We start from the raw sequence: 23,121 nt of genomic DNA on the forward strand, positions 1-23,121 counted from the left end.
AAAGGGCAAGTTTGCCAGATAAGCAAATGGGCAAGTTGGCAAGTAGGCAAATGAGCAAATTGGCAAAAAAGCAAATGGGCAAACCAACTTGCCCTTTGCCTCTTGCATACTTGCCTCTTGCTACTTGCCCCTTGCATACTTGCCTCTTGCATACTTGCTACTTGCATACTTGCTCCTTATTCTTCCTCTCCTTCGCCTTTGGTCAGTTCGGCTTGCAAGGTTTGCGCGCCTGTGATAACGATGGGTAAGGTTGGTTTTTGGTTGAAAATAACTTCTACAAAACCATCTTGTGAAGCGCCCGTTTTGACGTCGATGGGGCGATAAATTCCTTGTGGAGTTTTGACAAATACGTGAGCTGTCTCTCCCGTGCGAACAATCGCGGTTTCGGGGAGGGTCTCGGCTTGGCGCGGCGAGGATACCACTTTCCCATTGACGTATTGGCCTGCCAATAAGCGGGTTGCGCTGAGGGTGGCGTAGGCATCTACGGTACGGCTGTTGGGGTCGAAGGTAGTTCCTAAGCTGCTGATGGTGGCTGTGCCATTGTCAAACGTTACTTTTTGACCTACTTTTATGCGGGCTACATCTTTCTCAAATACTTTGAGTACCAAACGCGCACCCGTCTGATTAATGATTTCAAACAACGATTCGCCGCCATTAATGGACTTTCCAAGGGTTGTTTGAACGCTCTTAACTACGCCGCCAATCGGAGAGCGAAGGGCGATGGTGCGTACAATTTGATTTGTTTTGAGCGATTTTGGGTCGATGCCTACCACTTGAAGTTTTGCTTCGATGCCTTGTTTGGTCGCTTCCAAAACGCGCATTTCCGATTCAGCTTGTTGTAGTTTGCGTTTGGCTCCTACTTCTTCCTGCGATAGGGTCGTTTGACGTTGGCGTTCTTGTTCGGCAAATTGAAGTTGGCCTGCCGTTTTCCAATAATCTTCCTGTAACTGAATGAGTTCGAGGCTTTCGATGGTGGCAAGTGTACTCCCTTTTCCGACTGAATTGCCAGACAAGGCCCCAATACTACGGACAATCCCTGTGAGCGGAAAGCTCACACTCGCGCTTTGTTGAGGCGATGATTCAACCACTCCATTGAGAACGATGGCGTCAAATACCGTTCGGGTTTCGGGACTACCGAGGCTAATACCAAAATTCTTTTCTTGTTCCGCCGTGAGTTTAAGTTCGGTTGGGGCCTTTTCGGGAGCTGCTTCTTCGGTTTGGGCGGTTTCGGTCTTATTGCAACTGCTCAGAGCTGTTGTTAGGCAAAGGGCAAGGGGCAAGGGGCGAAGGGTAAAATGCAAAATGCGAGAGGCAAATGGCAAGGGGCGATGGGCGAGGGATAAAATGCGAAGGGCAAAATGCAAAGGGCGTATAGAGTGAATTAATGTGTTCATTGGAATTGTGTTGAAGTGGTTAGTCGTCATTCGTCATTCAAAAAATCGTCATTCTATTCAATACCTAGCCATTTTTCAAGCTCAATGACGGTTTGGGTAAAGCGCAATTGTTCGGTCAAATAAGCCTCACGGATTTGCCAAGCTTGACGGGTATTTTGGAAAAATTCTACGTATTCGATGTCTCCCAAACGAAATTGCTTGTAGGCGGTTTTAAGCAATAACTCTGCTTGAGGAAGTGCCGATTGTTCGTAATAATTGAGCGTTGTTTGAAGTTTTTGGAGACTTTCTCGTAAAATTTTGGTGTTGGCTTCGGTCTGAAACTGAATGGCTTTGAGCTGATTTTCGCTGGCTTGCTCGCCCACTTTTGCCGCCTCGATGCGCGCTTTTTGAGGTTTATTGGTCAACGGAATCCCCAAGCCACCAGAAAGGTACATAAAGCCAAGTTTGCCTTCAATGGATTGATTAGCGGCGCCAATTCTCCAGTCGGGTTTGAGTTGTGCCCGTTCTAAGTCCGTAAAATTACGACTCAATTGCGATTCTTCCGTCGCAAGGGCAGCGTACCGATTAATTCCTTCTTGGGAGGGCGTGGGGCGTTGTAAATTGAGCAACGTATCAATCATTAAGGATTCATTGCTGTACAGCAAAGTTTGTAAACCCATGAATGCCAGCTGAATCTCGCGGTCAATGACCGTCCGACGGTTCTGAATCTCACGCCGATTGGTTTCGCTCGCCACCACTTCCAACTGGTTGGTTTCCCCCGTTTTGTAACGAGATTTGGCGGCCTCCAGCGCTTTTACGTACAAGGTGTCTTGCGCTTGAATTAGTTGACGATTTTTATACAAAAACAGAATTTGATAATACTGCTGCTTGACGCTGAAAGCCAATTCATTGCGCTGGATTTCTTGTTGTTTTTGAGTTACATTCACTTGTTGGGCCAACACTTTTGCGCGGTTTCGATAGACGCCGAAAGGCTCAAAACTCTGCACGGCGCTGAGCGTATAATCAAAAGGACGGCTTTGAGTTTGCCCCGCCGCCAAATCGGCAGAGAGCTTGGGCAGCTGCCAAGCCGAACCTATCAATGCCTTTTGCGATTGTTGAGTTAACTCAGTTGTTTTTAATGTTAGGTTATTCTGTGAAGCTCGTTCAATCGCCTGTTGTACGCTGATTTGCGCGTGGGAAACAATTATTAATCTAGGCATTAACATAAGCAAAAAACATACTGTAATTGCTTTGATGCCTATTTTGTCACCCTGAAAGGGTCTAATCCCTCCAACTGAGTAGGCGACAGAATTGATAGCCTGGGGAATAATTGGTCTTTTCAGGACAGCAAAACCCGCTAATCTTCTTGTATTTCGTCGTTTAAGAATTTCCATGTTGGGTTGAAATCATTGATTATAGCTTCTTTTTTGTCTCTTTTTAAGAGTTTTATCTCTTTTTCTGATTCAATCGCATGCCATACATATTGAAACCGTTGCCAAAAAACTAAATAGATACATTTGTATTTTCCCGCAAATGTTTTCTGAGGCCCTTTGGAATCTGCTTCGTGTTCTTGAAGTCTTCGTACCAAATCATTTGTCATACCTGTATAAAGTACAGTTTTATTGTAATTTGTAAGGATGTAAACAAAGTAGTTATGAATTTTAGGCATGGCGATTATGAGTAATATCACGTTTAATAACTTTGACATTTCATGATGGTTTGCTCTAATAAATCTTATGGCAAACAGACATGTTTTTAGACCCTTTCAGGGTGACAAAGTCTCTGATTTTTTCTTCGAAAACAACGCATACAGCACAGGCAAGACAACCAGCGTAAGGAGCGTAGCGGATAAAATCCCGCCAATCACAACCGTGGCCAGTGGACGCTGTACTTCGGCTCCTCCCGAATTGGAAATAGCCATGGGTAAAAAACCTAAGGAAGCTACCGTCGCCGTGATGATTACGGGCCTGAAGCGTACCTCGACGGTTTTTAAAATACGTTCTTTTAAGTTAGTAACTCCTTCTTTTTCAAGGTCGTTGAGGTAGCTGATAAGTACAATTCCGTTCAAAACTGCTACCCCAAACAACGCAATAAATCCAACCCCAGCCGAGATACTAAAGGGCATGTCGCGCATCCAGAGGGCGATGATTCCTCCGATGGCTGACATGGGAACGGCGGAGAAGATTAAGAGCGATTCTTTTAATGAATGAAAGGTAAAGTAGAGCAACGTAAAGATGAGGAAAAGTGCCAACGGGACGGCAAAACTTAGGCGTTCTTTGGCGCGTTGAAGGTTTTCAAAAGCACCCCCGTAGGTATAAAAATAACCCGATGGTAAGGCCACTTTTTTCTCAATCGTAGCCTGAACGTCGTTGACGACGCTTTCAACGTCGCGGTTGAGAACGCCAATACCAATTGTAATGCGCCGACGGGTTTCTTCGTGGGAAATCTGGGCGGGGGCTTTGCGGAAACCAATGTCAGCCAACTCTGCCAACGGAACCGTTCCCCCTTGTGGCAATGGAATGAGCAATTGTCGAACGTTTTCAATGTCTTGACGATGTTGCGCATCCAACCTTACGACTAAATCGAAACGGCGCTCTTGTTCATAGACGGTTCCAGCGGTTTCGCCCGCAAAACCACTGCGAACGAGGCGGTTGATGTCGGCAATACTTAGGCCGTATTGGGCAATTTTCGCTCGATTGTAGTTGATACTGATTTGGGGTAAACCCACAATTTGCTCCACACGTACGCTGGCGACGCCCTCAATTTTTTCGATGACTTTGGCCGCAGCGTTAGCTCGTTCGTACAACACATCAAGGTCGTTGCCAAAGATTTTAACCACCACATCGGAGCGTACTCCCGTAATCATTTCATTAAAACGCATCTGAATGGGTTGGGTCATTTCTACGCTGGTTCCAGGGAGTTCTTCGGCCAATACCGCCGCCATTTTTTCGGACATTTCTTCGCGGTTTTTGGCATTTTTCCACTCTGAAATGTCTTTCATGTTAATCATTTGATCCACCATTTCAATGGGCATGGGGTCAGTAGGAATTTCGGAAGCACCCACTCGCCCTACAATCTGTTGAATTTCGGGGAAATGTTTTCGGAGAATTTGATGGGCTTTGTTAGCGGAATTAATTGTTTCTGTCAAAGAAGTTCCCGATGCCGTGCGGAAGTCAATCGCCAAGTCGCCCTCGTCGAGGGTAGGGACAAATTCACCGCCAAGACGGTTAAAGACAAGAAGTGAGATTACAAAAAGTCCCAAAGTAATGCCTACTGTGGCTTTTCTCCATTGTAACGACCAGATAATGAGGGGTTCATATCGGCGGTATAACCAAGCGAGCACGCGCTCTGAAAAATTCCAGTGTTTGTGTAAGTTTTTGCCCATTACCAACGACGACATCATCGGAACGTAGGTCAATGATAAAATGAACGCCCCAAAAATGGCAAAACCAACCGTCATGGCCATGGGTTTGAACATTTTTCCTTCAATTCCGACCAGTGATAAAATAGGCAGATACACCATCAAAATGATGATTTCGCCAAAGGCTGCCGAGGTACGAATGCGTTTGGCGGTTTCATACACCAACTGATCGCGTTCGAGTGGGTCATCGACATTATTGCGTTTGTTGTCTTCGTACCAAACCTGAAACCGATGGACGATGGCTTCCACGATAATCACGGCACCGTCCACAATCACCCCAAAGTCAATCGCACCCAACGACATTAGGTTGGCAGAAATGTCGAAGGTATTCATCATGCCAATGGTGAATAACATGGCCAACGGAATGACCGAAGCCGCTACCAACCCTGCCCGCAAACTACCCATGAGAAGTACCAGTACCACAATCACGATGAGTCCCCCCAAAAGCAGGTTTTCGCTGACGGTAGTGATGGTTTTATTGATGAGTTTGGTGCGTTCAATAAACGGCACAATTTCAATGCCTTCAGGAAGAGTTTTTTGAATGCGAGAAATACGGTCTTTGACGGCATTGACGGTATTGGCGGAGTTGGCACCTTTGAGCATCAATACAATTCCTCCCACGGCTTCGCCTTCGCCATTCCGTACCAATGCCCCGAAGCGGTTGGCATGACCGAAATCAACCCCCGCTACGTCACGCACCAAAACGGGGATTCCGCTCACGTTTTTAATCACAATTTGCTCAATGTCGCTGAGACTTTTTACAACCCCTTCGCCACGAATAAACTGCGCTTGACCGATTCGTTCAATGTAACTTCCGCCAGTGTTAGCGTTATTTTTTTGCAAGGCATCATACAACTCCGATAGCGTGACATTGTGCGCGCGGAGGCGTTCGGGATTGACACTTACTTCGTATTGTTTGACGTATCCACCAAAACTACTGATTTCGATCACTCCTCCAATTCCGACTAATTGGCGTTTGACAATCCAGTCCTGAATAGTACGAAGCTCCGTAAGGTCATATTTGGACTTCGCCCCTTTTTTAACGGCCAAGGTGTATTGATAAATTTCTCCCAAACCCGTTGTGAGGGGTGCAATCATGGGTTTTCCGAACTCTGCAGGAATATCGGCTTCTACTGTTTTGAGTTGTTCGGTTATCCATTGTTTTCCTCGGACAATGTCCACCTCGTCCTTAAAAACGACCGTCACCACCGATAGCCCAAGTTTGGATACCGAGCGAATCTCGGTCACATCGGGGATGTTGGCGAGCGACAATTCGATGGGCGTAGTCACAAATTGCTCCACTTCTTGGGCAGCCAATGTCGGCGTGAGCGTCAAGATTTGCACTTGGTTGGTGGTGATGTCAGGAACGGCGTCGATGGGCAACCGCGAAAGTGAGTACCCTCCCCAAATCACCAGTGCCACCACTGCCAATCCGATGACCAGCTTGTTTTTGATACTGTAATGAATCAGTGAATCAATCATATTTTGTTTTATTTTTGTTGAAAATTGAAGTTGTAATCTTATGCAAATCACTGTCACCGTCCCCGAAAAAAAAGCAGAAGAGTTTTTGGCGCTCCTCAAGGAACTTGGTTATAAACACAAGTTGGAAACGCCTAAAAAATCGAAACCTAAAGAACCACGATTGTAGGGAAATCGGTGGCCGATGCTTTGATTGATGAATGGATTGAGAATTTGCCCGAGTGACCTATTGTTAACATAGATGAAAAGCGGGAAATGCAGCATTGAAAGGATACACTTCTCCCATCAAAGAAAAAAGCCCTAGGCTCGGGGTGGACAAATGAGTGCCTTGAATGATAAAAAGGCGTAGGAATTGAGCCAATGAAAATTGGCGGAAGTTAAGAAGGTAACGACAGTTTGGGCATCAAACGATACAGAAGCCGATGGCAGCACAAAAAAACTGGCTACACTGTTGAAATCAAAACTTGGAAGATGGTGCTCTTTTTGTTTGGTATGCTCCGAATCGGCGGAATAGTGCATCCACAAAAAATCAAGAAAACTTAATGAAGCAGGGCGCTCCGCCTTGTGCTCCTCAAAATGTTTCCACACGTCAGGTGAATGCAACAACTCAGTCGCCGACCGAGGAAGGAGACTTTGTGCAAACACAATGGAGGCCAATAAAAACGCGAGCGTGGCTTTCATTCGACGGCGAAAAATGGAAAAGCAAATGTAGAGTTTGGGCCAAAACAATGTATTGATTGAAGTAATAATCTTTAAAATTTAGAATTAGTATAGATATTGTTTATCGTAATGTATTGATAAACAGTTGGGTATGTGCTCGTATGGATGGCTTCTTTGGAAAACATGATAGGTATCATTTGATATTGTTGGCTTGAAAATGTTATTTTGTGTGGTTCTATTTAAACTCAATCTAAATAAATTGCGTTATATGACTCAAACCCTTTTGAGAAAATAGACTGAACCACCCGTCCAATATGAAAACCATCGCCGACTTACAACTGGGAGAAAGAGCTTTTGTGAAAGAGTTTCGCCAAGAAGATTTATCGTTGAAACTACTCGAAATGGGTTTTTTGCCTGGCATTGAGGTGATGCTCGATTTTGTGGCACCTTTGGGCGACCCAATTGGTGTGCAAGTAAACGGCTATTGTCTGGCAATGCGCAAAGAAGAAGCGGCTACGGTTATTGTTGAAGAAAGCATTTAATATCCCTTGAAAAAGAATCCCATCATCGCCATCGTCGGCAATCCCAATATCGGTAAGTCATCGTTGTTTAATCAACTGACTGGATTGCGTCAAAAAGTTGGAAATTTCCCGAGTGTTACGGTAGAAAAAAAATCAGGCCCTTGGATGCTCAATGATGCTACTGAGGCAGTGGTTGTTGACTTGCCAGGTCTGTATAGTTTATATCCAAAAGCGCTGGATGAGCGAGTAGTAATTGATATTTTGGCCAATCCCTCCCACGAAGATTATCCTGATGTAGTAGTGGTGGTGGCTGATGCCTCCAACCTCAAACGTAATTTGCTGTTGTTTACCCAAGTAGCAGATTTAGGTTTACCCGTTGTTTTGGCCTTGAACATGCTCGACGTAGCGCGGGATAAAAACCTGCAAGTCAATGCCGTAAAATTAGCGATGAAATTGGGCGTGCCCGTCGTTCGCATCAATGCGCGGGTAGGAGAAGGCTTAGACCAACTCAAACAGGCCGTGGTGCAACAGCTAGAAAGTCCCAAAATTTCGGTTGAGAAATATTATTTTAATCCTGCGGAGCAATTCCCCGAATTGATTGACGAAGTAAAACGCACGAACGCTATTTCCAATAATTATTTGGCATTGCACCACGTTCAGCAACACGATATTTTTTCGTTTGTACCGCAGGAAAAGCGGGTTGCTTACGATAAAATGATTGAAAAACACGGCTTCAAAGAAAGTGGTTTTCAAGCAGCCGAAACCATGCACCGATATGCGGTCATCGATGGTCTCGTCAAAGATTCGGTAAAAACAGTGGCAGAGTTTCTAGTGAAACCATTGTGGACGAGGCGTTTAGATAAAGTTTTACTTCACCCTTTTTGGGGATATGCCGTTTTCTTGGCGGTGCTGTTGGTCATATTTCAAGCCGTATTTACGTTTGCCAGCTATCCCATGGACCTGATTGATGCAGGAATGGCGTCGTTGAATGATTGGTTAAAAGCAAAACTTCCAGAAGGCGCATTGACCGATTTATTGACCGATGGACTGGTGGCGGGCATTGGCGGGGTTGTGATTTTTATTCCTCAAATCGCCTTCTTGTTTTTCTTGGTTTCGTTGCTTGAAGAATCGGGCTACATGGCTCGGGTGATGGTCATTATGGACAAACTTATGCGAAAATTTGGCTTAAATGGTCGGAGTGTGGTGCCCCTTATTTCAGGAGTAGCCTGTGCCGTACCAGCCATTATGGCAGCCAGAAGCATCGGAAATCGCAAAGAACGACTGTTGACAATATTGGTCACGCCGCTGATGAGTTGTTCGGCTCGTTTGCCGATTTACACGGTGCTTATTGCGCTGGTTGTGCCTTCTACGGCAGTACTTGGTTTTTTTACCCTCCAAGGACTAACGCTCATGGGCTTGTACTTGCTGGGGCTAATCAGTGCCTTGGTATCGGCTTGGGCCATCAAAGGAAGAGTTGAAAGCGCCGAAACGGGCTATTTTGTCATGGAAATGCCTACCTACCAAATTCCGCGCTGGTACCATGTGGGTATTGCCGTTTGGGATAGTGTTAAATCATTTGTGACCCAAGCGGGTAAAATCATCGTTGCCATCTCTATTATTCTTTGGGTGCTGGCTACGTATGGCCCAGGCGATGCCATTTCAAAAGCAGAAGAAACCATTCAAAAAGAGCAACCTACGCTGACAGGAGCTGAAATGGAAAACGCAGTAGCAGCGTACAAGTTAGAACATTCGTACGCGGGTCATTTTGGAAAATTTATTGAACCTGCCATTGCGCCTTTGGGTTATGATTGGAAAATTGGCATTGCGTTATTGGCTTCGTTTGCCGCCCGCGAAGTGTTTGTGGGTACTATGAGTACCATTTATAGCATTGGAAGCGAAGCCGATGAAGACAACGGAACCATCAAAGCCCGAATGCGTGCGGAAATAAATCCTAAAACGGGCGAAGCCATGTACACACCCGCGCTGGCGTTTTCGCTGTTGGTGTTTTACGTATTTGCGATGATGTGCATGAGTACAATTGCAACTGTAAAGCGCGAAACCCACGGCTGGAAATGGCCCCTCATTCAGTTGGCATACATGACGGTTTTGGCGTATGGGTTGGCGTTCTTGACTTACCAAGTTTTACAGTAAAAGATTAAAAATATAGCTGCTGTGCAATTCGGTACGTATTACAATGCGCTTCCACAATATCGGCCAAGCGCGGAGAATAGCCTCCACCCATCGAAACCACAACAGGGATATTGCGTTGTTTACACTGAGAAAATACAAACTCATCACGTCGATAACAGCCCTCGCGGGTTACTTTCAATTTTCCCAATTTATCCGTCTCCAAAATATCAACCCCCGAAATGTAAAAAACAAAATCGGGCCGTTGTTGGTCGATGAGGAAAGGTAATGTCTCATAAAGCAAGCGGAGATAGTCTTGGTCTTGCGTTCCCGTAGGGAGTTCGATGTCGAGGTCTGATTTTTCTTTGAACAAGGGATAATTGTCTTTGCCGTGCATTGAAAAGGTAAAAACCTGAGGGTTGTTCTGAAAAATAACGGCCGTTCCATTGCCTTGGTGCACATCCAAATCGACCACCAGAATGTTGGTCGCAAGTTGCTTCGAAAGTAAATAATTGGCGGCGATAGCCACATCGTTCAACAAACAAAACCCTTCGCCACGATCAGCATAAGCATGATGGGTACCGCCTGCGACATTCATCGAAACGCCAAACGTCAACGCAAAATGACAACATTCAATCGTTCCTTGGGCAATGCGTGTTTCGCGCTCAATGAGTCGTTGATTCAGCGGAAAACCAATCCGTCGAACCATTTTGTCAGAAATTCTCACGTTTTTTAAATCTTCCCAGTAGGTAGTATCGTGTACCCCCAAAATCCAATGTTCGTCCAAGTGGCTAGGAGAGAAGAAGTTATCGTACGTGCAGGTGCCTTCATACAGGAGCTGCTCGGGAATAAGTTCGTATTTGGCCATTGGAAAACGATGAGGTTCTCCATTGGGGCCTTTGGGAAGCGGATGACAAAAAATTGGGTCGTGGGCAATTTTGAGCATAAAAAAGATGAAATGATTTGGGCCAACTTTTCGTTAGTAGGTTATAAAAAAACCGAGAATAAACCATGAAAGTTAAATTTCAAGCACTTATTTTAGGAGTAACGGTCGCAATAATAGCCACTGCCTGCGCACCTGACCCCTTGAAAGATTTGACGGTAGAGGAAACCCAAGTTTTTATTACTAATTACGAACCTACGGTCAATTTTGCTAATTACCAGACCTTTAGCTTGGCCGATACTGTATATGTAATTCAAAATCAGCAGACGGGCGTTTCGACTTCTACGCAAGATTATTCGGCATTAGACCGTATCACATCAACCATGACGCAGCGCGGATACAAGCGAGTAACGCGTGAAGCAAAACCAGATTTGGGCGTTAGTGTAGCTCGTATCAGAGAAACGCAAACGGGGCTTGTCGCCAATTATAACCCATGGAACAGCTACTGGGGATATACTGGCGGCGGCGGATTTTATTATCCTCCAACCTACTCTTATTATCAAACTTCAGAAACGTATTGGTATTTGGAAATGGTGGATTTAAAAAATGCGACCAACGGGCTGCAACCCAAGGTGGTTTGGAATGCCCAGATTCGAGGAAATGGCATTTTTGACGCAGCGTCTTTGACGAATGTGATTGACAATGTATTTAAGCAGTCGATGTATTTGAAAAAGTAGTAAAACAACAACTTATGATGGTTGGCATGAAAATTAGAAAAGTAAAAACAATAAGCGCCATTGTGCTCTGCTTTATGGGGGTGTTTTTGGTAAATATAGCTGAGGCACAACAAGTTATTGACCGACCTCAGTTATTCAAAAGAGAGTCGCCATACTTGAGATATACCTCGTATCGTGTTTCTTTGACGGGAGGTTTGGGAGTTGCCACGGGTTCGCTAGGTGATTTTATGGCGGCCAATACGTTTCGTAACTATTCATTGGCCGTTGATTTTGTTTTCCCCAAAAACAATATGTCGGTGGGGTTTGCGATTGGGTCACAGTATTTTGTGAACCGCTTGCCTCGCCAGGTGTATGAATATGATAATGGCGCAATTTCGGCCGTGCAAACGCGTACAGTCACGGCTTATCCGATTACGTTGACGGGTAGCTATCACGTTGGGGATGTCAATGCGCGTGTTCGACCGTATGTGCAGGCGGGATTGGGGGCAGCGTTTGCCGAAGTAGCCAATTACTACGGAATGTTATCAACGGGCGACAATGGCTTTAAGTTTGTGGCACAGGGAGGCGCTGGAGTGCGCGTGTTGCTGAGCAAAACAGGAAATGTGGGGCTTGAACTGGGGGCAACCTATCAGCACATCCCTTTTAAAATAGAAAGCGAAGGAATCAACGCCGCTTCATCTATCAATGCGCGGGTTGGTTTGTTTTACCGTTGGTGGTAGGCGTTTTTTGAGTTTGGGGCTTTTGAACTCCCAACGGGAAAACCCCCAAACTCAAAACCTATTTACTCCTCAATGGTAATGGTGTGCCCGATTTGCGCTAAAGGCTCAAATTGAGCCGTGGCTGAGCAATATTTCTCCATCGAAAGCTTCACCGCACGTTCGATTTTGGCACGGTCGAGGTTATTTCCTTTAAAGAAATAATGAATAGTGACCGAGCGGAAAGGTGAGCGTTCGGTCGTTTCTTCTTTTACGCGGTCGCCCTCTACGGTGATTCTGAAGTCGGTAACTTCTTGGCGTTGTTTTTTGAGAATAAGCACAACGTCAATCGCACTACAACTCCCAACACCCATCAACAACAACTCCATGGGGCGTACCCCCGCGTTTTGGCCACCAATGGCTGGCGACGCATCGGTGTGTACTTTTATATCTGACGAACCTGTGGCCTCGAAGTGAAACCCATCGTCAACGCGAACTAATTCTACTTTCATACGTAGCTTGGCTTGTGATTATAATGAAAATACAACTATTAAAAGCACTTGGTTCAAAAAAGCTTACTACATTGTTGGCGAAGTAGTACTATTTTTTATCCGCAGAAAGGCGTTACTCGGTGGTTGACCAATGGGCATTTTTGTAAAAAAAGTGAAAACTATTTGTTCGGAAAATAGTTTTGATTGCATGGCAAATCATGACGTAATTATTGTAGGCGCAGGCATGGCGGGGCTTACCTGTGCTACTTACCTAAACCGTTTTGGGGTTTCATCGTTGGTATTGGAAGCATCGGATGCCGTGGGTGGCCGCGTTCGTACCGATAAAATGGATGGTTTTTTACTAGACCGTGGATTTCAAATTCTTCTAACGGCATACCCCGAGGCGCAAAAACTGCTTGATTACCAAGTCCTTGATTTAAAAAGCTTTCGTTCGGGGGCACTAATACGCCTCGACGGTACTTTTTCGGTCATGAGCGACCCTTTTAAAGAGCCTGCTCAATTGGTCAATACGTTGCTTTCTCCCGTAGGTTCGTTAGTGGACAAACTCAAGGTTTTACAGTTGTCGAATGAGGTTTCTAAGGAGTCAACGGAAGCCTTTTTTAACGATAAGTCCACCGATACCCTGTCGTATTTGCGCGATTTGGGTTGGAGTGAAGGCATGATTCGGAATTTTTTTAAACCCTTTTTTGGGGGTGTTTTTCTGGAAAATGAATTGGCAACGTCGAGCAATTTTTTTCGATTTGTTTTCAAACAATTTTACAACGGTGAAGCCGTAATTCCCGCTCAAGGAATGCAGGAAATCCCGAATCAGTTGGCGGCCAAACTTCCCGAGGGTGCGGTGCAACTTCAAACAAAAGTTGCTAAAATCGTTGGAAATACGGTGACTTTGGCCGACGGTCAAACCCTCACTGCAAAGGCCGTAGTGGTAGCAACGGATGCTTTGCAAGCAGATCGACTTTTGGGCCGAAACGTTCAACGGAGTTTCAACAAAACAACCTGTACGTATTTTGCCGCCGAGCGTTCTCCGTTGACGGAAAAAATGCTGGCCTTGAATCCCAATCGCCTTTCAACTGTTCACAATATATGCATGCCAAGCGACATTGCGCCTTCTTATGCCCCCGCAGGGAAAACGTTGGTTTCGGTGAGTACGCAGGGATTAGAAGGGGTAGATGAACAAAAGCTGACGACGCACATTGTCAAGGAGTTAACAGAATGGTTCGGAGCGGATGTCAAATCGTGGAAGCACTTACGAACGTATCATTTGCCCGAATCGTTGTTGAGCTTTCCTGCCAATTCAGCAGCAACTGAATTAAAAATAACCGATACTTTGTACGAGTGTGGCGACCACGTAGCGTATCCGTCCCTCAATGCCGCAATGGCAACGGGAAGGAAAGTTGCGGAGATGATTGCGGGAATTTGATTCAATAAAATCAATCAAGGTAAATTAAGCTCGGTCGCATTCTTTTTAAAACACATAGGGAACAATAGAATAAACACATAGTAAACATAGACAGTCTTTTGTGTGCTATGTGACAATTCTACGTGGACTATGTGTTTACCTTGGTTGCTGATAAGAACTAAGCCAATCCCCGCCAATGTTGGTTTGATTCACTAGCCGAACGCCCGTGGGGAGTAGGGGAGCGGCAGTGCCTTTTTGTATAGCATTTGCACTCTTAAAAATGTGTATTTCGTCAAAAACTCCTTCGTTTAGAAACGTTTGTAATACCAACGTTCCTCCTTCTACGATAATCGATTGGATTTTGCGTTGGTATAAATCAGCTAGCAAATGTTTGAGAAAATTTTCGTCAAAATCAATTTGAACAAAGGCCGTATTGCCTTGTTCTTCGTTCTTGAAAGCGTTGTAACAGAGGGTCTTTTGTGAATTGTCAAATAAGTGTAACTCCTGCGGGAGCCGTAACGTACGGTCAATGACAATTCGAGTAGGGTGGGGGCCTTCCCAAAGTCGGGTATTCAATTGGGGGTTATCGTAAAGCGCCGTGTTGGTGCCTACCAAAATGGCATCTTCTTCACTACGCCATTGATGACTCAATACCCTTGATTGCAGGCAACTGATAGAAAGGGGCTGTTTGTGCTCGTCGGCAATGAAACCATCGGCAGTTTCGGCCCATTTCAAAAGGAGATAAGGGCGTTTTTGCTCAAAAAATGTAAAAAAACGGGCATTTAGTTGCCGTCCTTCTTCTACCAAAATTCCATTAATTACTTCAATCCCTGCCTCCCTGAGTTTTTGAATACCCTTCCCTGCCACCAGCGGATTGGGGTCGTCGTTGCAAATGACAACTTGTTTGACTCTTTTTTCGACCAACAAATCTGCGCAAGGCGGGGTCTTACCAAAATGTGAGCAAGGTTCTAGGGTAACATAGACGGTGCTTTCGGGCAATACATGTTCATTTCCCCGTGCAATCGCGTCATTGACGGCATTGACCTCCGCGTGCCAATCGCCGTAGCGACGGTGCCAGCCTTCTCCAATGATTGTATCATTGTGCACAATCACACAGCCCACCATGGGGTTGGGGCTTACGTTTCCTCGTCCAAGTGCGGCTAGTTCAAGCGCACGAACCATGTATTTTTCCATCATTTGAAAGCAATTTGATTCATTGTCTTGGGGTGTATGAATAAATACAGGAGATGGTAGCATTTAGTAAACATAGACCTTTGGATTTGTGTGCTATGTGAAAATTCTATGTGGCCTATGTGTTTACGTTTGCTGAGTCACCTGAAAAGTTTCCTATACCCAATCTGAAATAAACGAGACAAAAAAACGGAGAACTCATTACTTTTGCACACTTTTCTGAAAAATAGACAAAAAGTAACTATTTAATCTGATACTGACGTGATAACAACCATTATAGGAATTGGACTTTTGGGAGGGTCGTATGCCCTTTCTTTGCGCGATAAATACCCAAAAATGCACTTTATTGGCGTTGATGCTTCTGAAGTTCATGGGCGATTGGCGGTGGCCAAAGGCATTGTGGATGAAATATTGCCGCTCGAATTGGCCGTACCTAAGTCGGATTTAGTCGTTTTGGCTGTTCCCGTTAACCACATTGTTACGCTAGTCCCGCAAGTGCTTGATTTAATCGGCGACAAGGGGACAGTGATCGATTTGGGTTCTACCAAACGGCTAATTTGCGAAACGGCAGATACACACCCAAAGCGTGACCGTTTTGTGGCGGCCCACCCGATGGCGGGAACGGAAAACTCAGGGCCGTCGGCGGCTTTTCGAGAGTTATTGCCCGAAAAAAACGTGATTTTGTGCGATTGTGAAAAAAGTAGCCCCGAATGTGTGGCGTTGGCAGAGGCATTGTTCCGCGATATTGGCATGAAAATTCACTACATGACTCCTGCAGAGCACGATTTGCATCTGGCGTATGTGTCTCATTTGAGCCACGTTACCTCCTTTGCTTTGGGCTATACCGTGCTTGAAAAAGAGCGTGACGAACAGAATATCTTCGATATGGCCAGTACGGGCTTTAGTTCAACGGTGCGTTTGGCCAAAAGTTCACCCGCGATGTGGGCACCTATTTTTGACCAAAATCGGGAAAACCTCTCACGGGCGTTGGGGGATTATATTGAGTTTTTGCAGCAATACAAGCAGTTTATCGACGACCGCGACGTAAAATCAAGCTTTGATTTTATGCAGCGGGCCAACGACATCCGCCGTATTTTGTCAGGAATTGAAAAACGGTAATGGCTCATCCGCATGACGAATTTATTTCGGGTACTTACCCTAATTTTTATAGTTTGGTTTCCTTCGGCAGTCAATGCGCAAACGAAGGAAGCCAAGCCATTTGTGCTTGGAAAAATTGAGCAGATTCAGTCGGTAGAGTTGGGTGAACAACGCACCTTAAATGTTTATTTGCCCGACGGCTATTCTCCCGATTCCGCACTGCGATACCCTGTTATTTATTTGTTGGATGGTTCTGCCGACGAGGATTTTATTCACGTGGCGGGCTTGGTGCAATTTTGTAGTTTTCCTTGGGTAAATATCTTGCCAAAAACCATCGTCGTGGGGATTGCCAATCGCGACCGTCGTCGAGATTTTACCTTTCCAACGACCGTTGAAAAAGACAAAAAAGACTTCCCTACTACGGGAGCTTCTGCCAAGTTTATTGCATTTTTAGAAAAAGAAGTTCAGCCATTTGTTGACCAAAATTATAAAACGAACAACAGTAAAACACTTGTTGGGCAGTCACTTGGAGGTTTGTTAGCCACCGAAATTCTTTTTAAAAAACCGCACCTTTTTAACCAATACGTAATTGTTAGCCCAAGTCTTTGGTGGGATAAGGAATCGTTGTTGGTCACCAAACGCCAACCGTTGACGTCTTCAACGAAGGTATTTGTTGCGGTCGGAAAAGAAGGGAAAGTGATGGAAAGCGACGCAAAAAGCTTGTTTGAACTGCTCAAAAAAGACCACAGTAGCTTGCTGAATGCCCTGTACCATTATCTTCCCAACGAAAATCACGCTACTATTTACCATCAAGCCTTGTACGAGGCATTTGTGCAGCTTCAAAAAGCGCCTTAAATCTGGTACGTGAACTACTCTATACTTCTTTAGCAACTGTTTGTCGTTGCAAACGGTAAATAAAGTCATAATCTCTCTTACATTTGTGCAGGATTATTCCAAGCTAAACCAAGTAGATGAGTAACAAAATCTTTGACGATGCAAGCCTCAGATAAAATTCAGATTTTAGACACAAAAAACGAAGAAGCATTGCTCGGTGGCGGTGCCAAGCGCATTGAGCAGCAGCACAAAAAAGGGAAACTTCACGCCCGTGAGCGCGTAGAGTTGTTGCTCGACCCCGATTCTTTTGAAGAAATTGGGAAGTTTGTCATGCACCGTTGCAAGGATTTTGGCCTCGACAAAGAATATTATTTGGGCGACGGCGTCATTACGGGTTATGGTACCATCGATGGGCGTTTGGTCTATGTTTTTGCGCAGGATTTTACGGTTTTTGGAGGTTCTTTGTCCGAAACTCACGCCGAAAAAATCTGTAAAATCATGGATTTGGCCATGAAAAATGGCGCACCCGTCATCGGTCTCAACGATTCGGGCGGGGCACGTATCCAAGAAGGCGTGTTGTCGTTGGCAGGTTATGCCGATATTTTTTACAAAAACACCCTCGCTTCGGGCGTCATTCCCCAAATATCGGCCATTATGGGGCCGTGTGCGGGCGGTGCTGTCTATTCACCAGCCATCACCGACTTCATCATGATGGTAGAAAATACGTCGTACATGTTTGTGACGGGGCCCAACGTGGTAAAAACCGTTACCCACGAAGACGTAACTTCGGAAGAATTGGGTGGAGCAATGACGCACGCGTCAAAATCGGGAGTGACGCATTTTGTGAGTGCCAACGAAGTGGAATGTATCAGCGATATTCGCCGTTTGTTGAGCTATATGCCTCAAAATTGCGAGGAAGAAGCTCCTGCGTTACCCTACGAAGGTGGCAATGAAAAGCGGGCAAAACTAGCTACAATTATTCCCGAAAATCCTAACCAACCGTACGATATGCGGGAGGTCATCGGTGAAATTGTTGATGAGGGAAGTTTTTGGGAAGTACATAAATATTTTGCCGAAAACATCGTCGTAGGCTTTGCTCGCTTGGGTGGTCGTAGCATTGGAATTGTTGCCAATCAGCCCGCCGTGTTAGCAGGTGTTCTCGACATTGATTCAAGCACCAAAGGCGCACGTTTTGTGCGTTTCTGCGATAGTTTTAACATTCCGTTGCTCGTACTTGAAGATGTCCCAGGCTTCTTACCTGGTACCGACCAAGAGTGGAATGCGATTATTACCAACGGCGCCAAATTGTTGTACGCCTTTTGTGAAGCTACTGTTCCGAGAGTAACGGTTATTACCCGCAAAGCCTACGGCGGGGCTTACGACGTAATGAACTCAAAGCACATCGGTGCCGACATGAACTACGCTTGGCCAAGCGCCGAAATTGCGGTGATGGGGGCAAGTGGGGCCGCTGAAATTATCTTCAAAAAAGAAATTGCTGAAGCGGAAGACCCTGCGGCCAAATTGCAGGAAAAAGTCCAAGAATATACCGAAAAATTTGCGAATCCGTACCGTGCGGCTCACCGTGGCTACATCGACGAGGTGATTTATCCTGAGCAAACGCGCGAAAAATTGTTGCGCGCCTTCAAAATGCTTGAAAATAAAGTGGCGACGCTTCCCAAGAAAAAGCATGGGAATATTCCTTTGTAGGACAGCTGCCAACCTTCCCGAAAGTTTTGAACTTTCGGGAAGGTTTAAAACTTTCGGAAGGTTTTGAACTTTCGGGAAGGTGAGCCTACTCAAAAAACTGAGCGTGGAAATTCATCATAAAGACTTCATCCGTGGCGCGGGTTACGGCGGTGTAAAGCCAACGCACAAACTCACGGTTCAGTTGGTCTTCGGGCAAAAAACCTTGGTTCACAAACACCGCCTTCCACTGCCCACCTTGTGATTTATGACAAGTCAGGGCATAGGCAAATTTCACTTGTAACGCGTTGAGGTACACGTCCTGACGGATTGCTTCCGTTCGTGCTTTTTTCGTTTTAAGGTATTGGTAATCTTGCGAAACAGCATCGTACAGCCGCCGATTTTCTTCTTGACTCAGCGACGGACTTGGGGAGTGTAGTGTATCTAAAAATATTTTTGCTTCAAACGGCGGTTGGTCTTCGTAATCAAGCAATTGGAGCTCGACGGTGGCAAAACGGAAACCGTGAACTTCTTCTTCGCGGCGGATTCGTTTTACTTCCACAAAATCCCCATTGGCTAGAAAGCCTGCGGGGGAGTCTTCGCCTAAAACGGTGTAATTGTTTCGAACAATCATCAGCAAATCGCCCGTATCTAATTCTTCTTCGGCTCCGTTGATTTGCCGCCTTACAAACTGATTGAGCTGTACGGCCTCGCGGTTTGAGCGGGTGATAATCGTCACATTTTCACGTCCATATTTATCATACGCATACCGCAAACCATCTTCAAGGCGGTCGCTGGGCATTTTGTAAAAATCCCGTAAGCCTTTGGTTTGTAGTTGAATAGAAAGGTTTTCTTTGGGCAACGAGTCCCGCAAGCGCGTCGCATTGTGAAGAATGCCAGAATCTTGCCCTTGGCGGGTCACCTCGGTCAGTTCTTGTTCATAGACGCTCATGTAATAGGCGGCTTCGAGCACCGACTTATCGAGGGCAGGGCTTATGTCTTTGTTGACAGGAGGGAGCTGTGCCACATCCCCCACAATCAGCATTTTGTTGCCAATTCCCTCAAAAACGTATTCTACTAAGTCCGACAGCAACCCGCGCGAGCCAAACTCCGCTTCGTCCGAAATCATGGAAGCTTCATCGACGATAAAGAGCGTGTCGCGGTGTTTGTTGGATTGTAATTCAAAGTGCAAAGCGCCAGTATAAGCATCTGCTACCTGGCGATAAATTTTTTTGTGAATGGTCAACGCTTTTTTGCGCGAGTAATTGGCCATTACTTTGGCGGCTCGGCCAGTGGGCGCAAGCAAAACTGTCTTAAATCCAAATTTGGGAATTACTTTGATGAGGGTGCTAATCAGTGTCGTTTTACCCGTACCCGCATACCCTTTCAGCAAAAAACAATCACGTAGGTTTTCATCTTCCAAAAATTCGGCTATTTTTAGGAAAAAATGTTCTTGTCCAGCAGTGGGCTCGTGCGGAAAACTCTTTTTGAGTAAGTCAGACGGCGAAGGAGGCGATGTTTCTTTCATGTATCCAAAACTACGGCAGGAATGCAAAATTCACAACCATTTAAAATTATTCCCAACTAAAAGTTGCCATTATAAAAGAAAAAAAACTATTTTGATGCCAATAACGCGTTCAAAATGGAAACGCCACCTTGTAAAACCCGTAGTTAATCTTTTATAAATCCTATAACTTAACCTTCCAAATGAACATTAAAAATGTACTTCGCGACAAGTCTCGCAATGCGATTTTCTCAGTAACCTCCGAAACAACCGTGTATGAAGCGCTTCAACAAATGGCTGAAAAAAACATTGGAGCGGTATTGGTCATCGACGAGGGAAATCTTACAGGGATTTTTTCGGAGCGGGATTATGCCCGTAAAGGAATTTTGCAAGGCCGCTCGTCCCAAAGCACCCTAATCAAGGACGTGATGACCTCAAAACTAATTACAGTGAGCTCCGAACAAAAGTTGGAAGAGGCCATGTTGATTATGTCAGAAAAGCACATTCGCCACTTGCCTGTGGTAGATGAGGGCGAGCTGATTGGAATTATTTCTATCAACGACGTTGTTTCAAGTATCATCAAGGACCAAAAAGCGCGCATCCAATCGCTCGAAAGCTATATTTCGGGTAGCCCATATTAATATATGCGTATCTTTGCAGCCTTGTAAGAAAACCATAACTGTTTTCAACCGTTGGAAAAGGCGAGAGAAGAAGTAGCACGACTTTATGGAAACCGACTTCGCATACGTGTTTGCGGGGTGTGTATCCAACATAATAAAATATTGATGTTGAGTCACCGTGGTATCGGGAATACCGATGTTTTTTGGTGTCCGCCTGGGGGAGGTATCCAATTTGAGGAATCAACCTTAGAAGCCCTACAGCGTGAGTTTGTGGAAGAAACAGGCTTAGAGGTGGAAGTAGGGAATTTGTTGTTTGTCAACGAATTTATGCAACCACCTCTACACGCGTTGGAATTATTTTTTGAAGTGAAAGTGGTCGGTGGACAACAGCACCTTGGAAGTGACCCCGAAATGACCGATGCCAACCAAATCATTCAAGAAATGAAATGGATGAGTATCGAAGACATAAAAAAATATCCTGCGAACGAAGTTCATGCCATGTTTAAGTATTGCGACTCGCTGGAAGCTATTTATGACTTAAAAGGGTACTTAGGACACGTCCCTGCCGAAATGCACGAAGAACGTAGCACAAGACAAATCGTATTTCAAAACTGATGATTGGTACGCAAGTGGCTATTACTCCATTGTTGGAGATCAAAGACCCTTCTTTCAACCCCGATAAGTGCGCCGAGTACGAATTGATGCTGGAATTGGGAGTTGAACGTTTTCGGTTTTTTGTATTAGAAAGCAAAACCAAGCACGTTCTGTGTTTGGAAGATTATTCTATTGGCGGACTCCCCATGGAAAATAAATGGGTGGTTTGGCTAAAACAATTGTACGAAGAGCACCCATTTTTGAACAGTAACCTTTGGAAGAACGTATCTGTGTGTTTCAATACACCTTCATTTACCTTAATTCCCGACGTCTTTTTTAGAAAAGAATATGCCAATAGTTACTTGGGATTGGTGCAAGGGGAGGTGCCTGAAGGGGAACATTTGTTGCACCACGAGGTTCGTAAACTTGGTGCGCGCAATGTGTTTATGGTAGAAAAAGAAATCTGGGAATGGTTTCTGACAACTTATACGCAACACGTGCCTCATTTTATTCACCAAACGAGCGCGCTTATTGAAGGAACGCTCAGCTTGGCGTCGGTAGAAAAAACACGGACTTTGCTGACCTGTTATTTTGAGGACGACTTTGTGACGTTGACAGTTGCAAAAGCAGATAAGTTGCTGTTTTGTAATAAGTTTGGTTACAAATCGGCCAACGATATGGGGTATTTTGTGATGTTCGTACTCGATTCTCTCGGCCTTGCGCAAGAAAATGTGCTTTGTAACATCTACGGCGAAACAACCCCGTACTCAGAAGATTATCAATTGCTCCAGAAGTTTTTGCCTTATCTTCAATTAGGTAAAAATCCGACGGGTTTCTTATTGAAAGAAGTTTTTGAAGACCTGCCCGAACACCGTTATTTTAGCCTTTACAACGTTTATTTTGCAACCCAACCTCCCAAAAAATGACAGATCGCATCGCTCTTTTTCCTGGATCATTTGACCCATTTACTAAAGGCCATGAAGACATTGTCTTGCGGGGGCTTAATCTGTTTGACCAGATTATCGTCGGAATTGGACATAACTCTAACAAAAAGAGGTATTTCTCCCTGGAGGCTATGCAAGGGCTGATTGAAAAAACCTTTGAAGCTTTTCCGCAAGTAAGTGTTGTTACTTATGATGATTTGACAGCCAATATGGCACGCTCGCTTGGGGCTCGGTTTTTGGTAAGAGGTTTGCGAAACACCACGGATTTTGAATACGAAAATAGCATTTCACAAGTAAACCGCCACGTGTACCCCGACGTAGAAACGGTATTTTTGATTACGTCGCCCCATTTAGCCCCCATCAGTTCGACGATTATTCGCGAACTACACAAATACGGACATAATGTAGATGAGTATCTGCCTTATCAATTGTCAGAAGTTACCATTTAGGTACGTTACGGTGCGGATTTTTAGGTGCTTCTGGGTCATAGCTGACAAAAATATTAATCCAAAGCAATCGACCCCAACGAAAAAAAAGTGGTTGTGAAATGATAATGACGGGGATTAATACGCCCAAAACGTAAAAAATGTTCATTTCCCACATTACTACACAAGTAACAAACACTGCCGCAATCAGTGCGGTATAAAGCGCGTAGCTGCCGTACATCCCTCCAAAATAAAAGCCAGGTTCCCGCTCGAAAGGCTCGTTGCAGACTTCGCAGTGGTCGTTCATTTTGTCGAAGTCTTTAAAATTGAACGGATTATCGTTTTTAAAAAAAGCACCCTCGTGGCAATGCGGGCATTTGTTGCCAAAAATACTGTACAGTTTGGTTCCTTTTAACATAAG

Annotated in this window: 22 protein-coding genes; 12 read left to right on the plus strand and 10 right to left on the minus strand. The window is 45.0% G+C overall.

Going from position 1 to position 23,121, the window contains the following annotated elements; translation table 11 throughout:
- Window positions 1-176 precede the first annotated feature (176 nt).
- From FHS57_RS22955 to FHS57_RS22975, 5 genes are all read right to left on the minus strand, one after another.
- On the minus strand, window positions 177-1,394 hold the full coding sequence (locus tag FHS57_RS22955) for an efflux RND transporter periplasmic adaptor subunit (protein ID WP_183977786.1): 1,218 nt from the start codon (window positions 1,392-1,394) through the stop codon (window positions 177-179).
- Window positions 1,395-1,447: 53 nt separating this feature from the next.
- Window positions 1,448-2,593 (minus strand): TolC family protein, encoded by a 1,146-nt coding sequence (locus FHS57_RS22960; RefSeq protein WP_229601431.1) that lies wholly within the window; start codon window positions 2,591-2,593, stop codon window positions 1,448-1,450.
- 137 nt (window positions 2,594-2,730) lie between these two features.
- Window positions 2,731-3,081 carry a GIY-YIG nuclease family protein gene (locus FHS57_RS22965; RefSeq protein ID WP_229601432.1) on the minus strand — a complete coding sequence of 117 codons (351 nt, stop codon included), beginning with the start codon at window positions 3,079-3,081 and terminating at the stop codon, window positions 2,731-2,733.
- A gap of 57 nt (window positions 3,082-3,138) precedes the next feature.
- A complete protein-coding gene (locus tag FHS57_RS22970) occupies window positions 3,139-6,276 on the minus strand; it encodes an efflux RND transporter permease subunit (protein WP_183977790.1) in 3,138 nt (1,045 codons plus the stop codon).
- Window positions 6,277-6,573: 297 nt separating this feature from the next.
- Window positions 6,574-6,954, minus strand: coding sequence for a hypothetical protein (locus FHS57_RS22975; RefSeq protein WP_183977792.1), 381 nt, complete (start codon window positions 6,952-6,954; stop codon window positions 6,574-6,576).
- Window positions 6,955-7,247: 293 nt separating this feature from the next.
- Between FHS57_RS22975 and FHS57_RS22980 the strand changes: the two genes are divergently transcribed.
- The gene (locus tag FHS57_RS22980) at window positions 7,248-7,475 is read left to right on the plus strand and encodes a FeoA family protein (RefSeq protein WP_037301893.1); all 228 of its coding nucleotides are present in this window, start codon (window positions 7,248-7,250) and stop codon (window positions 7,473-7,475) included.
- A 6-nt stretch (window positions 7,476-7,481) separates the two neighbouring features.
- The gene (gene feoB, locus FHS57_RS22985; protein WP_183977794.1) at window positions 7,482-9,605 is read left to right on the plus strand and encodes a ferrous iron transport protein B; all 2,124 of its coding nucleotides are present in this window, start codon (window positions 7,482-7,484) and stop codon (window positions 9,603-9,605) included.
- A gap of 4 nt (window positions 9,606-9,609) precedes the next feature.
- On the opposite strand, the gene FHS57_RS22990 is transcribed toward feoB, so the two are convergent.
- On the minus strand, window positions 9,610-10,527 hold the full coding sequence (locus tag FHS57_RS22990) for a histone deacetylase family protein (protein WP_183977796.1): 918 nt from the start codon (window positions 10,525-10,527) through the stop codon (window positions 9,610-9,612).
- A 65-nt stretch (window positions 10,528-10,592) separates the two neighbouring features.
- Between FHS57_RS22990 and FHS57_RS22995 the strand changes: the two genes are divergently transcribed.
- Together FHS57_RS22995 and FHS57_RS23000 are read left to right on the plus strand one after the other, a co-directional pair.
- Entirely contained in the window at window positions 10,593-11,201 is a 609-nt protein-coding gene (locus FHS57_RS22995; protein WP_183977798.1) for a DUF4136 domain-containing protein, read from the plus strand.
- Between the two features lie 26 nt (window positions 11,202-11,227).
- Window positions 11,228-11,920 (plus strand): OmpW family outer membrane protein, encoded by a 693-nt coding sequence (locus FHS57_RS23000; protein ID WP_183977800.1) that lies wholly within the window; start codon window positions 11,228-11,230, stop codon window positions 11,918-11,920.
- A 62-nt stretch (window positions 11,921-11,982) separates the two neighbouring features.
- Here the strand turns inward: FHS57_RS23000 and FHS57_RS23005 are convergent, their stop codons facing one another.
- The gene (locus FHS57_RS23005) at window positions 11,983-12,408 is read right to left on the minus strand and encodes an OsmC family protein (RefSeq protein WP_028526173.1); all 426 of its coding nucleotides are present in this window, start codon (window positions 12,406-12,408) and stop codon (window positions 11,983-11,985) included.
- 187 nt (window positions 12,409-12,595) lie between these two features.
- Here FHS57_RS23005 and FHS57_RS23010 point away from each other — a divergent pair, with 187 nt between their 5' ends.
- A complete protein-coding gene (locus tag FHS57_RS23010) occupies window positions 12,596-13,828 on the plus strand; it encodes an NAD(P)/FAD-dependent oxidoreductase (protein ID WP_183977802.1) in 1,233 nt (410 codons plus the stop codon).
- A 135-nt stretch (window positions 13,829-13,963) separates the two neighbouring features.
- Here the strand turns inward: FHS57_RS23010 and ribD are convergent, their stop codons facing one another.
- A complete protein-coding gene (ribD, locus tag FHS57_RS23015; protein WP_183977804.1) occupies window positions 13,964-15,004 on the minus strand; it encodes a bifunctional diaminohydroxyphosphoribosylaminopyrimidine deaminase/5-amino-6-(5-phosphoribosylamino)uracil reductase RibD in 1,041 nt (346 codons plus the stop codon).
- A gap of 255 nt (window positions 15,005-15,259) precedes the next feature.
- Between ribD and FHS57_RS23020 the strand changes: the two genes are divergently transcribed.
- The 3 genes from FHS57_RS23020 to FHS57_RS23030 all read left to right on the plus strand — a co-directional run bounded on the left by FHS57_RS23020 (window position 15,260) and on the right by FHS57_RS23030 (window position 18,637).
- Window positions 15,260-16,117 carry a prephenate dehydrogenase gene (locus tag FHS57_RS23020; RefSeq protein ID WP_183977806.1) on the plus strand — a complete coding sequence of 286 codons (858 nt, stop codon included), beginning with the start codon at window positions 15,260-15,262 and terminating at the stop codon, window positions 16,115-16,117.
- Window positions 16,118-16,129: 12 nt separating this feature from the next.
- Window positions 16,130-16,951: an alpha/beta hydrolase gene (locus FHS57_RS23025; protein ID WP_183977808.1), complete on the plus strand. Its 822-nt coding sequence runs from the start codon at window positions 16,130-16,132 to the stop codon at window positions 16,949-16,951.
- Between the two features lie 138 nt (window positions 16,952-17,089).
- Window positions 17,090-18,637, plus strand: a complete 1,548-nt coding sequence (locus FHS57_RS23030) for an acyl-CoA carboxylase subunit beta (protein WP_183977809.1) — start codon at window positions 17,090-17,092, stop codon at window positions 18,635-18,637.
- Window positions 18,638-18,722: 85 nt separating this feature from the next.
- Here the strand turns inward: FHS57_RS23030 and FHS57_RS23035 are convergent, their stop codons facing one another.
- Window positions 18,723-20,141 (minus strand): ATP-dependent DNA helicase, encoded by a 1,419-nt coding sequence (locus FHS57_RS23035; protein ID WP_183977810.1) that lies wholly within the window; start codon window positions 20,139-20,141, stop codon window positions 18,723-18,725.
- 179 nt (window positions 20,142-20,320) lie between these two features.
- Here FHS57_RS23035 and FHS57_RS23040 point away from each other — a divergent pair, with 179 nt between their 5' ends.
- The 4 genes from FHS57_RS23040 to coaD are packed head-to-tail and all read left to right on the plus strand — an operon-like array spanning window position 20,321 to window position 22,724.
- The gene (locus FHS57_RS23040; protein ID WP_028526180.1) at window positions 20,321-20,758 is read left to right on the plus strand and encodes a CBS domain-containing protein; all 438 of its coding nucleotides are present in this window, start codon (window positions 20,321-20,323) and stop codon (window positions 20,756-20,758) included.
- Window positions 20,759-20,809: 51 nt separating this feature from the next.
- Window positions 20,810-21,352 (plus strand): NUDIX domain-containing protein, encoded by a 543-nt coding sequence (locus tag FHS57_RS23045; protein ID WP_183977811.1) that lies wholly within the window; start codon window positions 20,810-20,812, stop codon window positions 21,350-21,352.
- On the plus strand, window positions 21,352-22,257 hold the full coding sequence (locus FHS57_RS23050) for a DUF3822 family protein (RefSeq protein WP_183977812.1): 906 nt from the start codon (window positions 21,352-21,354) through the stop codon (window positions 22,255-22,257). The genes FHS57_RS23045 and FHS57_RS23050 overlap by 1 nt, the downstream gene beginning before the upstream one ends.
- Window positions 22,254-22,724, plus strand: a complete 471-nt coding sequence (gene coaD, locus FHS57_RS23055; RefSeq protein WP_183977813.1) for a pantetheine-phosphate adenylyltransferase — start codon at window positions 22,254-22,256, stop codon at window positions 22,722-22,724. Before FHS57_RS23050 ends, coaD begins: the two co-directional genes overlap by 4 nt.
- On the opposite strand, the gene FHS57_RS23060 is transcribed toward coaD, so the two are convergent.
- On the minus strand, window positions 22,714-23,118 hold the full coding sequence (locus FHS57_RS23060) for a DUF983 domain-containing protein (RefSeq protein ID WP_183977815.1): 405 nt from the start codon (window positions 23,116-23,118) through the stop codon (window positions 22,714-22,716). The genes coaD and FHS57_RS23060 overlap by 11 nt on opposite strands.
- Window positions 23,119-23,121 lie beyond the last annotated feature (3 nt).

Origin of the sequence: Runella defluvii (assembly GCF_014195535.1) — a bacterium.
Taxonomy (GTDB): domain Bacteria; phylum Bacteroidota; class Bacteroidia; order Cytophagales; family Spirosomataceae; genus Runella; species Runella defluvii.